Genomic DNA, 14,835 nt, shown 5'->3' on the forward strand with positions numbered 1-14,835 from the left:
GCCCTCCATGAAAAAAGCCCCCGCCAACCGCTGCATATCCGAGCGACGAGCGCAGGTGACGCGGAGCATCACGGGCTGCATTCCCACGCCGGAGCGTGGGAACGATCTTCACACACTAAAACGCCCCGGGCAGTGAATGCCCCGGGGCGTTTGGAGTGCAACCGTCAGCCGCATCGGGGCGGCTGATGAGGCGCCTTAGAAGTCCCAGCGGGTGCTGAGCATGAAGTTACGGGGTTCGCCGTAGGCAGCAGAGTTATAGAAGCCGATGTTGGTGTAGTAGGACTTGTCGAAAATGTTGTTGATGTTCAGCGTGGTCGACACGTTTTTAGTGAACTGATACCGGGCCATCGCGTCCACCAGCCAGTACGATTCTTGAGAGAACTCTTCGTAGCCTTCACGGGGAGAGTTGTAGATGTCCTGCCAGGCCACGCTCTGCCAGCGAGCACCACCGCCGACAGTCAACTTGTCCAGGTTGCCCTTGAGTTTGTACGTGGTGTAGAGGCTGACCTGATCTTCCGGTTCGAAGGTGGAAATTTTCACATCTTTGTCGTCGCGCACGATCTTGTGGGTATAGCCGGCCTGGAGTTGCCATCCCGGAGCCAGTTCGCCGGACATCTCCACTTCATAACCCTTGGTCACCGCCTGGGTACCTTTGAACGCATAGTTCGAGGGGGTAGGCTTGAGGTTGTTGTAGTCGTCGTCCGAAACGGAACGGTTGTCTTCGTGGATCTCGAAGTAGGCTGCGCTGGCGTTTACACGACCGTCCAGGAAGTCTGCCTTTACACCCAGCTCCCAGTTCTGGCCTTCGTCCGGTTCAAGCAGCTTGTTATCCCTGTCGCGGTTGTAGCTTTCCTGAGGCATGAAGATATCGGTGTAACTGGCGTAAACCGAGTAGGTGTCGTTCAGGTCGTACACCGCACCGACATAAGGTACGAAACGCCCCGACTCGCGATAGCTTGGGTTGTTGCCCGTCACCGTATAGTTGACCACCCGACCACCCAGCAGCAGCTTGAGGTCGTCGGTGAGGCTCAGGCGGGTTGTCATGTACATCCCGGTCTGGCGAACGGTGTCGTCGATTTTCGATTGCGGCCTGCCCCAATCCGGTTGAGGAGCGTTGCCGTGCCAGTTGTTGAAGTCCACCAGGTTAGGAGCGAGGTTCCAGTACCCGTTGCCATTCCATTCCGAGGAGCTGATGGAGCCACCGAATACCAGCTCATGCTCGCGACCACCCAGGCTGAAAGGGCCGCTGACATACGCGTCGGCGGAATCGCTGACGGTTTCGCCGGTGTATTTGCCCGAGGTGAGCTGTGACGTACCATCCAATGTCGGGGTATCGCCCTGGATGGAACCCATCAACGCGTGATAACCGTTGATCTTGTGGTCCAGTTGCAGCTTGGTAACCCAGCCGTCACCCAGGTCGTGCTCCACCATGGCGAAGACGGTACGTGTGTACTGCTCCCAGCTGCTCCAGTCGGCGGCGTTGTTGAACGAGCGCTTGACGTTGTTGCGATTACCCTGGGCGTCAATCAGTGGGAAGCTGCCCGACCAGGACGAACCTTTCGGTAGGCTGTCCTGATAATCACCGCCCACTGTCAGCAGGGTGTCAGGAGACAGGTCGAACTCCATGATGCCGTAGTACGTCGGGCTTTTGCGCTCGTAGCGGTCCATGAACGAGTGTTTGTCCTGGTAGGCGGCGACGGCCCGGCCCCGGATATTGCCGGTTTCGGTCAGTGGGCCGCTGACATCCAGCTCGCTGCGGTAGTTGTCCCAGGAACCAGCACCCAGCGTGGCATGGCCCTGGAACTCGGCGGTCGGTTTCTTGCGTACAAGGTTGATGGTTGCACCCAGCGAACCGGCGCCGGTCAGCAGGCCGGTTGCGCCCTTGAGCACTTCGACCCGGTCGTAGATCGCCATGTCGCTCAGGGTATTCCCTGCGGAGTACGCCACATTGCGTGCGGTGGACGGGATGCCGTCATATTGGAAATTGTTGATGGAGAAGCCACGGGCGTAGTAATTGCTGCGCTCGGTGTCGAACGCGGAAACGGTGATGCCCGGTGTGTGGCGCATCACGTCGTCCACACTGTTCAGGCCGAAGTCGTCCATGTGCTGACGCGTGACCACGGTCACCGATTGCGGGGTTTCCTTCGGCGTCAGGACCAGGCGCGTTGCGGTTGCGATGGAGCCTGGCGTATAGGAGCCGGTATTTTCGGTAACGTTGCCCAGCATGTTGCCGGTTACCTGGGTCGGGCTCAGCTCCAGCCCGCCACCCGCGCTGGCAGCAGCCACGGTCAAGGTATTGCCGTTGAGGCTGTAGGTGGTCTGGCTGCCTGCCAGCAATGCATCGATGGCCTGCTGCGGCTGCAGCTTGCCCTTGATGGCCCGGCTGTTCTTACCCTGCACATCGCCAGGGCTGTACAACACTTGCACATTGGTCTGGCGCCCGAATTCCTGCAGCGCGCTCCCCAGCGGCTGGGCAGGGATGTTCAACTCGATCTCCTGGGCCTGTACATAGCCTGCAATCGGCAGCGACACCGCCAGTGCCAGGGCACTCGGAAGAAGGTTCATGTTCAGGGCCCTGCGCATGGATAACACTTTGCTCAGGGGGCTGAGACCGAGTCGTGCTGGCATGGATGCTTTCTCTTCTAGGTTTTAAGTGGGCAGTTATACGTATCTATTGAGGTTAATTCTCATTACCACTAGTGAGACGTTCCTACCTCGAAAAACCGGAAAATAAAATTCACGCCGGTTCCATCTCGTGCACCACCTGGCCGGCGCGCAGGCGCACCAGTTGATCGGCGATGTCGAAATAACGGTCGTCGTGACTGATCACGATGATGGTTTTGCCCAGGCGCTTGAGGTCCGGCAACAGCTCGGTGTAGAAGATTCGGCGGAAGGCCGGGTCCTGGTCGGCAGCCCATTCGTCGAACACCAGCACCGGGCGTTCTTCCAGCCAGGCGTTGACCAAGGCCAGGCGCTTGCGCTGGCCGGTGGAGAGGTCGGTGGTGCTGAACACACCGTCCTTGACACTGACCTTGTGCGCGATTTCCAGGCGTTCCAGGTATTTAGTGGCGCTGTCCAGGGACTGGGTGGCGCTGCCTTGCACCAGGTCGTCGAACAGGTAGTAGTCGGAAAATACCGTGGTGAACAACTGGCGGTAGTCGTCGCGTTCAGGGTCGGTGACCGCTTCGCCGTTCAGGCGAATCTCGCCGGCCTGGGGTGGGTACAGGCCCAATAAAAGCTTGATCAAAGTGGTCTTGCCGCTGCCGTTCTCACCGACGATAAACACGATGTCGCCTTGCTTGATGCTCAGGTTGATCGGCCCCAGGTGGAACGGCTCGCTGCCTTCGACCGCTGGCGGGCTGTAGCTCACGCCGCGCAGCTCCAGGCTGTCGACCACCGGCTTTGGCGCTTCGCTGTCGTCCATCAACAGGTGCGGTTCCGGCGACGAGAAGCGTTCCGACAGCTCACTGATGCGGCCAAAGGCAATCTTGGCCTTGCCGACCACAGGCAGGTAACCGAGCAGGTGCTCCAACGGGCCTTTCATGTACAGCAGCACCAGCACGAACCCGGTGATTACGGTCGGATCCGGGTTGGGGTTGTACGCCTGCATTGCCAGGGCCAGGCCGATGACCACGAAGAACAGCATCGAACCAAACGTCTTGGCGAGGATGTAAATATTGACCGAGCGCACCTGGATATCGCTGATGCGGTCGGCGGTTTCCTGGATGCGATGGGTGTTCATGCGAAACCGCCGTGGCCGGTGCATGCGCAGTTCCTTGGCGCCGGACGCAATCGCGTTGTAATAACGCTGCAACTCGTCTTCATGGCTGCGCGCCAGGTCGAAGCCCTGAATGCCTTTGCCGCCGGCGATGAATTGCACGGCGCTGCCGATAATGATCGCCACCACCATCATCAGGAACATCGGCACGGACAGGTAGGCCAGGTAGCCCAGGCAACCGAGAGTGACCGTGGCTGCGATAGCCAGGGGCGTGAATGCGAAGGAAAAGTCGCTGATGGTGTCGACGTCGTGGGTCAACACCGGAATCAGGCGGTGCGAGCGATACCGTTCGATCTGCCCGATGGGCGCCGACAGCACCTTTTCGCCCAGGTCCTTGCGCAGGGCGGCGATGATTCGTTGCCCGACGTAGTTGGTGCCGATGTCGGAGATGATCGAACTGAGCAGCGCCACCACGCACAACGCGGCAAAGGTCATCACCACGCCCTGGGTCATGCCGTCGGCCGAATGCAGCGCGTTATTGATGGTGGCCAGCAGCAGGGTAATGGCCAGGCCGCCGACCATGCCGAGGCCCACGGAGACCGTCACAATGGCGCGAAAGGGCCGCAGCAGGGCGAGCAAACCGTTGAAGGCGCCGCGTTTGGGGTCGGTCATAAATACATCCCGGAGAGTGAAAAGAGGGGCTGGGCACACAGACCCTTACCCATGACAAACGAAGTGTCGGCGCGACTATTTAGCCCGGCGTGCCAGGCGGTGCCGGCGAGGGATAAATTGCGTGTGGGCTGGTTCGTTCCTGTTGGGTAGGCGCACGGCTATTCACGCCGTACGTATTCCTTCTGCGAGAGCGAGACAATGACGAAAAAGAACCTGGTGTATGTGTGGTCCCTGAGAAATGCCGCCGCCGACAAGGCCGGGCAGCCAGTGGCCTACAAGGACCACGAGCGCTACATGAAGTCGGTACTGGAGTTTCTGGTGGGCTCGCTCAACGACACCTCGCTGGGCGATGCCTACAACCTGGTCGGCGTGGTGTATGACGATGATGAGCAAAACCCGCGGGATAAGGCACTGGTCGCCGATTACGGGTTCGCTTACCAGCCTGGCCGCCAATGGCTGTACCCGGCCGACTTGCGCGTGCAGGGCGCGTTGGTCAACGACCTGCTGCTGAGCGTGCCGTCGACCTATCGGCGCCTGCCACGGGGCAGCGCCGAACATATCGCCGGCAAGCAGGATTTCGAGCGGCGCCTGCATGACACGCTGGTTGAATTGAACGCTGACATCGTGGTGCTGGATGGCTTGCTGGTGATCCTCGATGACCTGGTACGCCCAGGCGCGCCATTTGCGCGGCGCATCATGAACATTCATCCGGGTATCACGCGTATCGAATCGCCTTACGAGCGCCGTGGCGCCTATGCCACGTGGAACGCGTTGTACGGCGCGCGCGGGCAGACGGTGGTGGACTGGGCGACCAAGGCCACCACGCCTTCGGAGCCGCTGTACCTTACCGGTGCATCGTTCCACTATGTGGATAACGGTATCGATTCCGGCGAAGTGTTCCACGACGTATTGAAGACCGAGATTTCACCAGAAGACACGATCCTCGAACTGCGCTGGAACAACTTCAACAACAGCCTGTTCCCGGCGTTGCATGAAGGCCTGGAGCTGTTGGCCCAAAAGGGCTGAATGCAATCCCAAATGTGGGAGGGGGCTTGCTCCCGATAGCGGTGTATCAGTCGACATCTGCATTGACTGAATCACCGCTATCGGGAGCAAGCCCCCCTCCCACAGTGGATGTGCGTATGGCTTAGAGGTCGCGCACTACCCGAAATCCAATCCAGTCACCGCGCGTCTGCGGGTAGATGTTGTTGCGGTTGCCGGAGCGGGAAAACACCGGCGCTTCGCCCCAGTCATTGCCGCGGATCTGGTAGGCCTCGCAGTTCGGCTCCACCCAGGCACTGCCGTCAGTCGGCGCGCCGATGTAGTTGGCGTGCTCGCAGTCGGCGACCCGCTCGTACACGTTGCCGTGCATGTCATACAGGCCAAACGCATTGGGCGGGTAGCTGCCCACCGGCGACGAATAGCTGTAGCCGTCCGCCGGGCCGTAGGTGTTGGCGTGCTGGGCGATGCTGTAGCCCTTGCCTTCGTCGAACGGGAAGGGGAATGGCCCGCTGGTGCCGGCGCGGGCGGCGTATTCGCGTTGAGCCTCGCTGACCATGTGGTATTGCTGGCCGGTTTTCTTCGATAGCCAGCTCACGTAGCGCTTGATGTCGCCCATGTCCATGCACACGGCCGGCTGGCGTGGCCCCTGGGGATAGCGCGGCTTGCTGGCGATGCATTCGCGGCCAGGGCGATCATCGCCATTGGCGATCTTTACCCCGGTCTGGCGCACGTAGCTGTCCCACTCGCCGGCGGTGATCTGGAAGCGGCTCATGGCGAAGGGCTTGGCGAAGGTCACGGCATGCATTGGGCCTTCGTCGGGCTCGCGGCCGACTTCGTCTTCCGGGGTGCCCATGGTGAAAGTGCCGGCGGGCAGCACCACCATTTCCGGGCAGTCCTTGCAGTCCTTGAAAACTTTGCCCGGTTGCGGTGCGGCCGCCTGGGCCAGGCCAGGGAGCAGGGCGCCGCACAGTGCGGCGAGTGCCAGGGCGGTCAGGGGTTCGAGTCGAAAGGGCATCATGTGAGCGTCTCGTTCAAATAAAAAAGGGGTCACAGCCGCTGGCTCAGCAGCGCCATGAAGCGCTGGATTTCAGCCGAGCTGTTGAGCAGGCCGGGGGCGGTGCGAATGACCGGCCCGACATCGCGGTCCACCGCGTCGATCACCACACGGTTTTGCCGCATGTGCGCCGCTACTGCATCGCTGTCCTGGCCCTTGACCCGAAAGAAGGTAAAGCCCGCCGATAACTCCGGGCTGCGCGGCGTAACCAGTTCGATCTGCCGATGCGCCAGCAACTGCTCTTTAAGCTCGGTGTTGAGTGCGTGGATTTGCGCCTGCACCGGTGCCTTGCCCAGCTGCAGGTGCAACTTGAACGCTTCGTCGGCGGCCCAGCGATGTTCGAAGGCGTGGTAGCCGCCGGGGGTCATGGTGGTGGCGAAATCCTTGTCTTCTGAGAACGTCGGCACCATCGGCGTGACGTACCTGTTCTGGGCATCGCGAGCGCACACCAGGCCGGTACCGCGCGGGCCGAACATCCACTTGTGGGTGCCGGCGATGAAAAAATCGCAATGCATGCCAGGGAAGTCGAGGTCTTCCACGCCGAAGCCGTGCACACCGTCGACCACATAGAGGATGCGATCGTTGTCGTCACGGTGGCGGTTGTGTTCATCCACCAGTTGGCCGATTTCGCCGATGGGCAATTTGACCCCGCTGCCCGACTGCACCCAGGTCATGCCCAGCACACGGGTGTTGGGGCGGATATTGCGCTGGATATTGCCCAACACTTCATCGACGGACACACGGCTGGCGCTGTCGAACAGGCGGATACGGCGCACCCGGGTGCTTTCCTTGCGCACGCGAAAATCCAGCACGTTCTGTGTTGCGTAATGCTCATGCTCGGTGGTGAGGATTTCCTGGTCGGCGCGCACCTGGATCCCGCCGTAAATCATCGCCAGCCCCTCGGATGTGCTGCCGGTCAGGGCGATCTGCGGCGGCGTGGCGTTCAGGTAGCGACCGGCCCACTCAGGCACCTGGCCTTCGCGTTTCCAGGTTTCCTGCAGATCCCAGTCCATCGCCAGGCCGGGGTTGCGGTCGATCTGCGCGCGGTAGCGCTCGATGGCCTCGCGCACCGGCCTGGGGTGCGACGCCACCAGGAAATTGGAAAAATGCAGGTAATCCGGGTCCTGCTCGAAAAGCTGCTTCAATCCCGTCCAGGGATCGTTGGTGGCGGCTGCCAGCACCTGCGGCATCAGCGCGGCGCCCAGCGGCAGGCTGGCGGCAAACACGCCGGCCTGCTTGAGAAAGGTGCGGCGGTCGGTCATGGGCTGACTTCGCGATTGGCCAAGGGTTTGGCGGCTTTTTGCACCTGCTCCCACACCCGCAGGAAGTTGCCGCCCCACAGCTTGGCGATATCGGCTTCGGAATAACCGCGCTGGATCAGTTCTGCGGTGACGTTGCGCACCTCGCCGACGTTCTCCCAACCCTGCAGACCACCGCCGTCGTTGAAGTCCGAAGCGATGCCGACGTGGTCGATGCCGATCTTGCGCACGGTGTAGTCGATGGCGTCCCCCCAGTCCTTGAGGGTTGCCTCGGGTTCTTCTTCGAGAATTGCGTACAACTCACTGGCGTATTGGCCGAAGCGCTGTTCGGGCCACGCGGCGATGATCGCGTCGCCCGGCATCAGGGCCATCGCCAGATTCGGCAGGGGCGGAAGGTCGAAGCGTGCGCGCAGGGCGTTGAGCTTGTCCTGGGTCGGCTGGCTCAGGGGGCGCAGGTAGGCAGGAAAGCCCACCACCTGCACCACGCCACCGCTGTTTTTGATCAGCTGCAACTCCTTGTCACTGAGGTTGCGCGGGATGTCCACCGACGCCCTGGGTGCCGAATGGGAGGCCACCATCGGCGTACGGCTCAATTGCGCGACCTGTTCCAGGGCCTTGGTCGACATCTGCGACACGTCGATGATCACGCCCAGGTCATTGAGGCGCTGCACCGCTTGCTGGCCGATGGGCGACAGGCCCTCGAGGGCGTCGGCGGTGTCATTGAAAAACGGCAGCGGGCGCGATGAATCCGCCCAGGCGTTGTTGCCGATGTAGCTGAAACCGAACATGCGCATGCCGCGCGCCGCCCACAGGTCCAGCTGGTTCAGGTCGTTGCCCAGCGGGTAGGCGTTGAGCATGCTGATGAAGATCGCGAACTTGCCTTCGCCGTGCAGGCGGCGCATATCGTCCGGGGTATAGGCGATGCCCACTTGGTTGGGGAAGTCGCGGACCATGCCGGAGATGATTTTATAGCGCACCTCCTGCTCGTGGCGGGCCTCTTCGACAAAGCCGTCGGTGGGCTTGTGCGGGGCGTTGGGGCCGTTCCAGATCTCCGGCCAGCCGAAAATGGTCAAGGCCGCACCGGACAAGCGGCCGCGCGCCGCCTTGGCCAGGTCGAACTGGCCGCTGCCATCCTTGTCGGCTTCATTGCCGGCGGTGCCGAAATCCATGGGCACGGTGATATGGCTGTCGAACGACAACAGGCGATCCTGCATTTCGTTGGCTTGCTTGATCACCTCCAGCGGGTAGCCGGCGTTACCCTTGAACCAGTGATCCCAGGCCAGCAGGCCGGCCCCGGCGGCGACGGCCAGTGCCAGCGGCAGGCCGATATACAGCGCCTTTTTCGAACGTGGTTTTGTCATTGCCATCTCAGTCAGTTGAGGCCGTTGCTATCAGGGAAGAACGAGCGATGGCCGGGGAAATTTAGCCGGCGGCCCAGGGCCGGTAAATTTCCCCAGGTTGAAAACGTTCTAGCTCTGATTAAGCCGTTTCCTAAGGTAGACAATGACGATCTCTCGACGTGGGTTCATCGCAGGCCTGGCGCTGACCGGCGCGGCCGTGCCTGCGGCCTTTTATGCCCATCGCGAGCTGACACGGGAAGACGAATTTCCGGTCACCCCCGGCGAAGCCACGGTTGACCTGGCCGACACCCAGGGCCAGCACTTGGCGAACACCTTGCGCGGCGTGTGGAATCTGCGTCTGGAAGGCCGTGATGCCGGCCTCAAGGGCTTGCCGTTGCAGGGCCTGCAATTGCTGCTGGATGTCGCACCCCGTGGGCGGGGCTTGCGCGGGTATCTGGACACCGCCGAGAACCTGCGTGGCGACGGCGAACCACGCTACCGTGTCTTGGGCGATCTGCTGACGGGCGAGGGCGCGTTGCTTTATTGGCGGCTGATCGACCGCGATTCGGCGGCGGGCATTGCGGCCTACGAATTCAAGATGACCCTCGATGAAGTCTGGGCCGACTTCGGCAATGCCGGCAGCGCCACCCTCAGTGGGCAGATCCTCGACCTCGAGCGGCCGTTGGCATCGACCGAGCGCGACAACCGTTTTATCGCCCACAAACAGCTGTTCCCCGAAGCCCGCCAGCGTATCGGCCTCAACAAGGCCCTGCTGGCGTGGTTGATTGCTCCCGAACATCGCCTGTTTCACCAGCTGTGGCACGCCAGCCGTGACCAATGGCACAAACTCTCCGAGGAAAAACGCGAAGCCCTGCGCGGCATCGGCTGGCAACCCGGGCCGCGTGGCCAGGAGCGCGATGCGCGGGGCAAGCGCAAGGACCGTAACGGCTCGGGCATCGACTTCTTCTTCATGCACCGCCATATGCTCGGCACTGCCCGCTCCCTGCAGGAGCTGCCGTCATGGCCGCATTTCCCCGCGCCGCAGCCGGCGCTGGAGCGTGATCGCCAGGGCTTTTTGCGTTACTTCGACAACCACGACGGCTTTGCGCTGCCGCCCTGCTGGTCGGCGCCGGACGACGCCGATTACACCCAGTGGGTCAGCGACATCAAGGCCGCCGAGACCTACCACAGCAATTTCCAGGTGTGGGAATCCCAATACCGCGACCCACGCTACCTGGCCCGATTGACGCTCGGCCAATTGGGCTCGGAAATGGAACTGGGCCTGCACGACTGGCTGCACATGCGCTGGGCCTCGGTGCCGCGCGACCCCTCCAACGGCGCCCCGGTGCCGTTCGCCCGCGACCCTGCGGACTTTGCCGCGCGCTGGTATGCGCCGGAAAACGACTTCCTTGGCGATCCGTTTTCATCCCATGTCAACCCGGTGTTCTGGCACTTCCACGGGTGGATCGATGACCGTATCGAAGACTGGTTTCGCGCCCACGAACGCTTCAATCCCGGCGAAGTAACCCGGCTCGAAGTCAACGGCGTAGCCTGGTTTGCGCCGGGACGCTGGGTTGAAATAGGCGACCCCTGGCTGGGCCCGGACACCCATGGCTGCAGCACCACGCCGGGGTTGCAATCGGGACGCTCGATGGAAATGGACCCGGAAATCATGAAACTGGCCCTGCGCATCACCTTCGGCGCCGATGACGATCTGCTCAAGGGCCTGTTCAAGCGCGTGCCGCAGCGACCGTGGTATGCGCGGCACTTGAAGGTCAAGCGCGAAGCGTGAGGGCAGCCCGCCTACCTGTGGCGAGGGAGCTTGCACCCGTGACGGCCTCCCAATCGACACAGAAGATGGGTTAGACCGCTCAAGGACTGCTACGCAGTCCAGCGGGAGCAAGCTCCCTCGCCACAAAGTGCAGCGTAATGCAGTTTTCTGCGCTGCACACGTTGACACGTTGGTCGTTAGGCGTAACGATCAACTCAATTTTCAAAAATTGAGTTTCAGTTGTGGCAAAAATCCATAAACCCACTGATTTCGGCACGTTATTGAGTCGCCATGGCTTGCAGATTTTCGAGCTTGCACGCATTTTCAAGGCAGTCGATGACAAAGGCCGGTATCTGCATTGGGATGAATTTCGCCGTTACCCCACACCCGGCGTCGATAAGGAAGCGGCATGGGCCGCCATCAAGATGTCCCGGGCCTGTGCAAGCAAGACCCTTGAGCTCAAGAGCGAATGCGGTAGCGCTTTTTTCTTATGTTCCACGGATTTCAGTGATGCGGTGATTCATGCCGTCGAGTCTGTGACCTCCAGCCTGGGCGGTGCAGCAGCAGCGTCTCCTCAGTACCGCGATAATGCTCAGTACCTGGTCGATTCATTGATGATGGAGGAGGCCATCTCCAGTGCCCAGCTGGAAGGTGCGGCGACTACGCGCAAAATCGCCAAGGACATGCTGGCCAAGGAGCGTGCGCCGCAGAATGATGATGAGCGGATGATCCTCAACAACTATCACCTGATGAAACATGCCAAGTACCACCAGGGTGAAGCGCTGTCTGTCGGGTTGATCTGTGAGTTTCATGCCATCGCAACGGCGGGTATTGAAGAGGACGATGTTCGCCCTGGGCATATCAGGACGACCAACGATATTTTTGTTGGCGGCGCCGGGAATGAAATCATTCATCAACCACCTCAGGCCGCAGTGCTGCCGGACAGGCTCGAGGCGCTTTGCAGGTTTGCCAACGATCAGCATGACGGCCAAGGCGGCGCGCACTTTATCCATCCAGTGGTCAAGGCCATCATCCTTCATTTCATGCTGGGTTATGAACATCCCTTCAGAGACGGCAACGGTCGGACCGCACGCGCTTTGTTTTATTGGTTCATGCTCAAAAGTGGTTATTGGCCCTTTGAGTACATTTCCATCAGCGCACTGCTTAAAGAAGCCCCCATGCAATATGGGCGTTCGTATATCCATACGGAAACCGATGGGTTCGATCTGACCTATTTCGTCATCTATCAGTTGCGGATCATCGAACGCGCAATGAACGAATTCATGCTGTATTTCGAGGGTAAAAGACGAGAAGCCGTAGAGCTGATGAGCTGGTTGGATGCCCTTGATTTAAAGGAGGGGCTGAATTACCGACAGGGCCATTTCTTGAAGAAAGTGCTGCAGCATCCTGGGCGCATTTATACGCCCAAGGAACTCACCCATGACTATGACATTTCGGAAAACACCGCACGCAAGGATCTTGAAAAGCTGGTCGGTATGAAACTTTTATTCAAGGTACAGGAAGGAAAAAGTTTCCTATACATCGCGCGGGATGATGCGCAGGCCAACTTGAAGAAGCTGACAGCCATAGGTTGAGCGTTTCAAACCTGCTTTAACGCATAAATCGAAGACGAAAAAAAACCGGCTGATCAGGCCGGTTTGGGGTGTCCCTTCAACAGCAGGGGGTTATACCTGGTTGCTCAGCAAACGATCCGCACCGCCTTCAGCCAGGCCACGTTCCTGCAAACGATCCGCACCGCCTTCAGCCAGGCCACGTTCCTGCAAACGATCCGCACCGCCTTCAGCCAGGCCACGTTCCTGCAAGCGGTCTGCACCGCCTTCAGCCAGGCCACGTTCCTGCAAACGGTCTGCACCGCCTTCAGCCAGGCCACGTTCCTGCAAGCGATCGGCACCGCCTTCGGCAACGCGGGTTTCAATCAGACGTTCCGCGCCGCCTTCAGCGACTGCCGGGTGGGCGAAAGCGTTTGCAGCCAGTACCGAGAAAGCGAGGCTAAGCAAGAGTTGGCGTTTCATGAGTGTGTGCTCCGAGTGTCTTGGTTGGGTGCCGTTTGGCATGGGTTTGATGTTACGCGTCGCAGTTTTTAAGAGAACTTCATTGCGCTGATGGTGACTATCGATGCCAACAATGGTCATGGCATCTGCGGCAGTTCGTTGGGGCGCAGGTCGAACACCAGCACCTCGGCGTCTTCGCCGTGGCTCAGGCGAATCTCGCGCTCGTCCCGTACCCGCACACCGTCGCCTTCCTGCAAGCGCTGGCCATTGAGCTCGACGCTGCCGCGTGCCACATGGATGTAGGCGTAGCGATCCGGCGCCAGGTCCACTTGCGCGCTTTCATCGCCATCGAACAACCCGGCGTACACCCGTGCGTCCTGGCGAACGTTCAACGAACCGTCGGCGCCATCCGGCGAGATGATCAACTGCAGGCGCCCGCGTTTTTGCGCTTCACTGAAGTGCTCCTGCTGATAGCGCGGCTTGGCCCCGGCTTCGTTGGGCACGATCCAGATTTGCAGGAAGTGCACGCCCTGGCGCTGGCTGTGGTTGAATTCGCTGTGGGCCACGCCGCTGCCGGCACTCATCAGCTGCACATCACCGGGACGGATCACCGAGCCGGTGCCCAAAGTGTCCTTGTGTTCCAGGGCGCCTTCGAGCACATACGAGAAGATTTCCATGTCGCGGTGCGGGTGCTGGCCGAAGCCTTTGCCGGCGGCGACGCGGTCATCGTTGATCACCAGCAGGTCAGAAAAACCCTGCTCCTTGGGGTTCCAGTAGTTGGCGAAGGAGAAGGTGTGGAATGACTTCAACCAACCGTGATTGGCGGCGCCGCGTTCGGAAGCTTTGCGAAGAGTCAGCATGGTCCAGTCCTCAAGTGAGCGCGGGCTGCGAAATGCAGGGCGCTTGCGTTGAGAAGAAGGTTAATTGTTTACGGATAATTCATTAAGAAGATGGAATCTGAATAACTGTCATATCTGGGTTGACAGTCAAGTCATGCCATAATGCGCGTCGCCTTTCTACTTGATGGACATTCCCACCTATGAAAACCGTGGCCATGGCGCTGTTCCCGGACTTCCTGCTTCTCGACATGGCCGGGCCGCTCGAAGTGTTTTCGATTGCCAACCGCTACCTGCCGGCGGCCGACCACTACCGCATCCTCACCATCGGCACCGAGCCCGGCCCGTTGCGTGCCTCCAATGGCGTGATGGTGCAGACCGACCTGCTGCTGGAGCAGGCCCAGGCGGACTACGACCTGCTGCTGGTTCCGGGCGGCCCGGGTGCCTATAACGAATGCCACCCCGCGCTGCTGCCCTGGCTGAAGGCGGTGGCGCCACGGGCTCGACGTTTCGGTTCGATCTGCACCGGCGCCTTTGTGCTCGGGCATGCCGGCTTGCTGGACGGGCACCGCGTGACCACTCATTGGCACTATACCGAGCGCCTGATCAAGGCGTTCCCCCACGCCATGGTCGAGACTGATCGCATCTACCTGCAGGACCGGCGCCTGATCACCTCGGGCGGCGTCACTGCCGGTATCGACCTGGCCCTTTCGATTGTCGCCCAGGACCATGGCAAGCAAGTGGCGGTGGACGTGGCCAAGGTATTGCTGGTGGTGATGAAGCGCCAGGGTGGCCAGGCCCAGTTCAGCCCGATGACCGCTGCCGTGGCGCCCCAGGAAACCGCGATCACCCGTGTGCAGCACCACGTGCTGGCCCATCTCGACCAACCCTTTACCATCGAGTCCATGGCCGAGCTGGCCGGCATGAGTGCGCGCCACTTTGCGCGGCTGTTCGCCAAGGAAGTGCAGATGACACCCATGGCGTTCCTGCAAGGCGCGCGCATCGACCGCGCCCGGCAGTTGTTGGAAACCACCGATTTGCCGCTCAAGACCGTGGCCTTCCACGCCGGCTTCGGCAGCGTGCGGCATATGCGCTTTTTGTTCAGTGAAAAGCTCGGCCTGAACCCTACCCAATACCGACAACAGTTCAGTTAACGACACAATGTCCGTCT

General features: G+C 60.7%; 11 protein-coding genes. 4 read left to right on the top strand and 7 right to left on the bottom strand.

Going from position 1 to position 14,835, the window contains the following annotated elements:
* Positions 1–195 precede the first annotated feature (195 nt).
* Positions 196–2,628, bottom strand: coding sequence for a TonB-dependent siderophore receptor (locus C4J85_RS11670; RefSeq protein WP_218567706.1), 2,433 nt, complete (start codon positions 2,626–2,628; stop codon positions 196–198).
* A 109-nt stretch (positions 2,629–2,737) separates the two neighbouring features.
* Complete coding sequence (locus tag C4J85_RS11675) at positions 2,738–4,390, bottom strand: cyclic peptide export ABC transporter (protein WP_124409651.1); 1,653 nt, start codon at positions 4,388–4,390, stop codon at positions 2,738–2,740.
* 198 nt (positions 4,391–4,588) lie between these two features.
* Between C4J85_RS11675 and C4J85_RS11680 the strand changes: the two genes are divergently transcribed.
* A complete protein-coding gene (locus C4J85_RS11680; RefSeq protein WP_124409652.1) occupies positions 4,589–5,416 on the top strand; it encodes a N(5)-hydroxyornithine transformylase PvdF in 828 nt (275 codons plus the stop codon).
* Positions 5,417–5,537: 121 nt separating this feature from the next.
* Here the strand turns inward: C4J85_RS11680 and C4J85_RS11685 are convergent, their stop codons facing one another.
* The 3 genes from C4J85_RS11685 to pvdM are packed head-to-tail and all read right to left on the bottom strand — an operon-like array spanning position 5,538 to position 9,066.
* Positions 5,538–6,410 (bottom strand): formylglycine-generating enzyme family protein, encoded by an 873-nt coding sequence (locus tag C4J85_RS11685; protein ID WP_124409653.1) that lies wholly within the window; start codon positions 6,408–6,410, stop codon positions 5,538–5,540.
* 29 nt (positions 6,411–6,439) lie between these two features.
* A complete protein-coding gene (locus tag C4J85_RS11690) occupies positions 6,440–7,708 on the bottom strand; it encodes an aminotransferase class V-fold PLP-dependent enzyme (protein WP_124409654.1) in 1,269 nt (422 codons plus the stop codon).
* Positions 7,705–9,066 (bottom strand): pyoverdine-tailoring dipeptidase-like protein PvdM, encoded by a 1,362-nt coding sequence (gene pvdM / locus C4J85_RS11695; protein ID WP_124409655.1) that lies wholly within the window; start codon positions 9,064–9,066, stop codon positions 7,705–7,707. The genes C4J85_RS11690 and pvdM overlap by 4 nt, the downstream gene beginning before the upstream one ends.
* A 142-nt stretch (positions 9,067–9,208) precedes the next feature.
* Between pvdM and C4J85_RS11700 the strand changes: the two genes are divergently transcribed.
* Together C4J85_RS11700 and C4J85_RS11705 are read left to right on the top strand one after the other, a co-directional pair.
* A complete protein-coding gene (locus tag C4J85_RS11700; RefSeq protein ID WP_124409656.1) occupies positions 9,209–10,837 on the top strand; it encodes a PvdJ/PvdD/PvdP-like protein in 1,629 nt (542 codons plus the stop codon).
* Between the two features lie 221 nt (positions 10,838–11,058).
* Complete coding sequence (locus C4J85_RS11705) at positions 11,059–12,411, top strand: Fic family protein (RefSeq protein ID WP_124409657.1); 1,353 nt, start codon at positions 11,059–11,061, stop codon at positions 12,409–12,411.
* Positions 12,412–12,501: 90 nt separating this feature from the next.
* Here the strand turns inward: C4J85_RS11705 and C4J85_RS11710 are convergent, their stop codons facing one another.
* Together C4J85_RS11710 and C4J85_RS11715 are read right to left on the bottom strand one after the other, a co-directional pair.
* On the bottom strand, positions 12,502–12,849 hold the full coding sequence (locus C4J85_RS11710) for a hypothetical protein (RefSeq protein ID WP_124409658.1): 348 nt from the start codon (positions 12,847–12,849) through the stop codon (positions 12,502–12,504).
* A 116-nt stretch (positions 12,850–12,965) separates the two neighbouring features.
* Positions 12,966–13,688: a pirin family protein gene (locus C4J85_RS11715; RefSeq protein ID WP_124409659.1), complete on the bottom strand. Its 723-nt coding sequence runs from the start codon at positions 13,686–13,688 to the stop codon at positions 12,966–12,968.
* Positions 13,689–13,867: 179 nt separating this feature from the next.
* On the opposite strand from C4J85_RS11715, the gene C4J85_RS11720 reads away from it, so the two are divergent.
* On the top strand, positions 13,868–14,818 hold the full coding sequence (locus C4J85_RS11720; RefSeq protein WP_124409660.1) for a GlxA family transcriptional regulator: 951 nt from the start codon (positions 13,868–13,870) through the stop codon (positions 14,816–14,818).
* The last annotated feature ends 17 nt before the right edge of the window (positions 14,819–14,835 follow it).

Source organism: Pseudomonas sp. R4-34-07 (genome assembly GCF_003852375.1).
GTDB lineage: Bacteria > Pseudomonadota > Gammaproteobacteria > Pseudomonadales > Pseudomonadaceae > Aquipseudomonas.

Coding starts and splice junctions, on each gene's coding strand:
- C4J85_RS11720 (WP_124409660.1), top strand. CDS start 13,868: ATGAAAACCGTGGCCATGGCGCTGTTCCCGGACTTCCTGCTTCTCGAC.
- C4J85_RS11715 (WP_124409659.1), bottom strand. CDS start 13,688: ATGCTGACTCTTCGCAAAGCTTCCGAACGCGGCGCCGCCAATCACGGT.
- C4J85_RS11685 (WP_124409653.1), bottom strand. CDS start 6,410: ATGATGCCCTTTCGACTCGAACCCCTGACCGCCCTGGCACTCGCCGCA.
- C4J85_RS11680 (WP_124409652.1), top strand. CDS start 4,589: ATGACGAAAAAGAACCTGGTGTATGTGTGGTCCCTGAGAAATGCCGCC.
- C4J85_RS11670 (WP_218567706.1), bottom strand. CDS start 2,628: ATGCCAGCACGACTCGGTCTCAGCCCCCTGAGCAAAGTGTTATCCATG.
- C4J85_RS11700 (WP_124409656.1), top strand. CDS start 9,209: ATGACGATCTCTCGACGTGGGTTCATCGCAGGCCTGGCGCTGACCGGC.
- C4J85_RS11710 (WP_124409658.1), bottom strand. CDS start 12,849: ATGAAACGCCAACTCTTGCTTAGCCTCGCTTTCTCGGTACTGGCTGCA.
- C4J85_RS11690 (WP_124409654.1), bottom strand. CDS start 7,708: ATGACCGACCGCCGCACCTTTCTCAAGCAGGCCGGCGTGTTTGCCGCC.
- pvdM (WP_124409655.1), bottom strand. CDS start 9,066: ATGACAAAACCACGTTCGAAAAAGGCGCTGTATATCGGCCTGCCGCTG.
- C4J85_RS11675 (WP_124409651.1), bottom strand. CDS start 4,390: ATGACCGACCCCAAACGCGGCGCCTTCAACGGTTTGCTCGCCCTGCTG.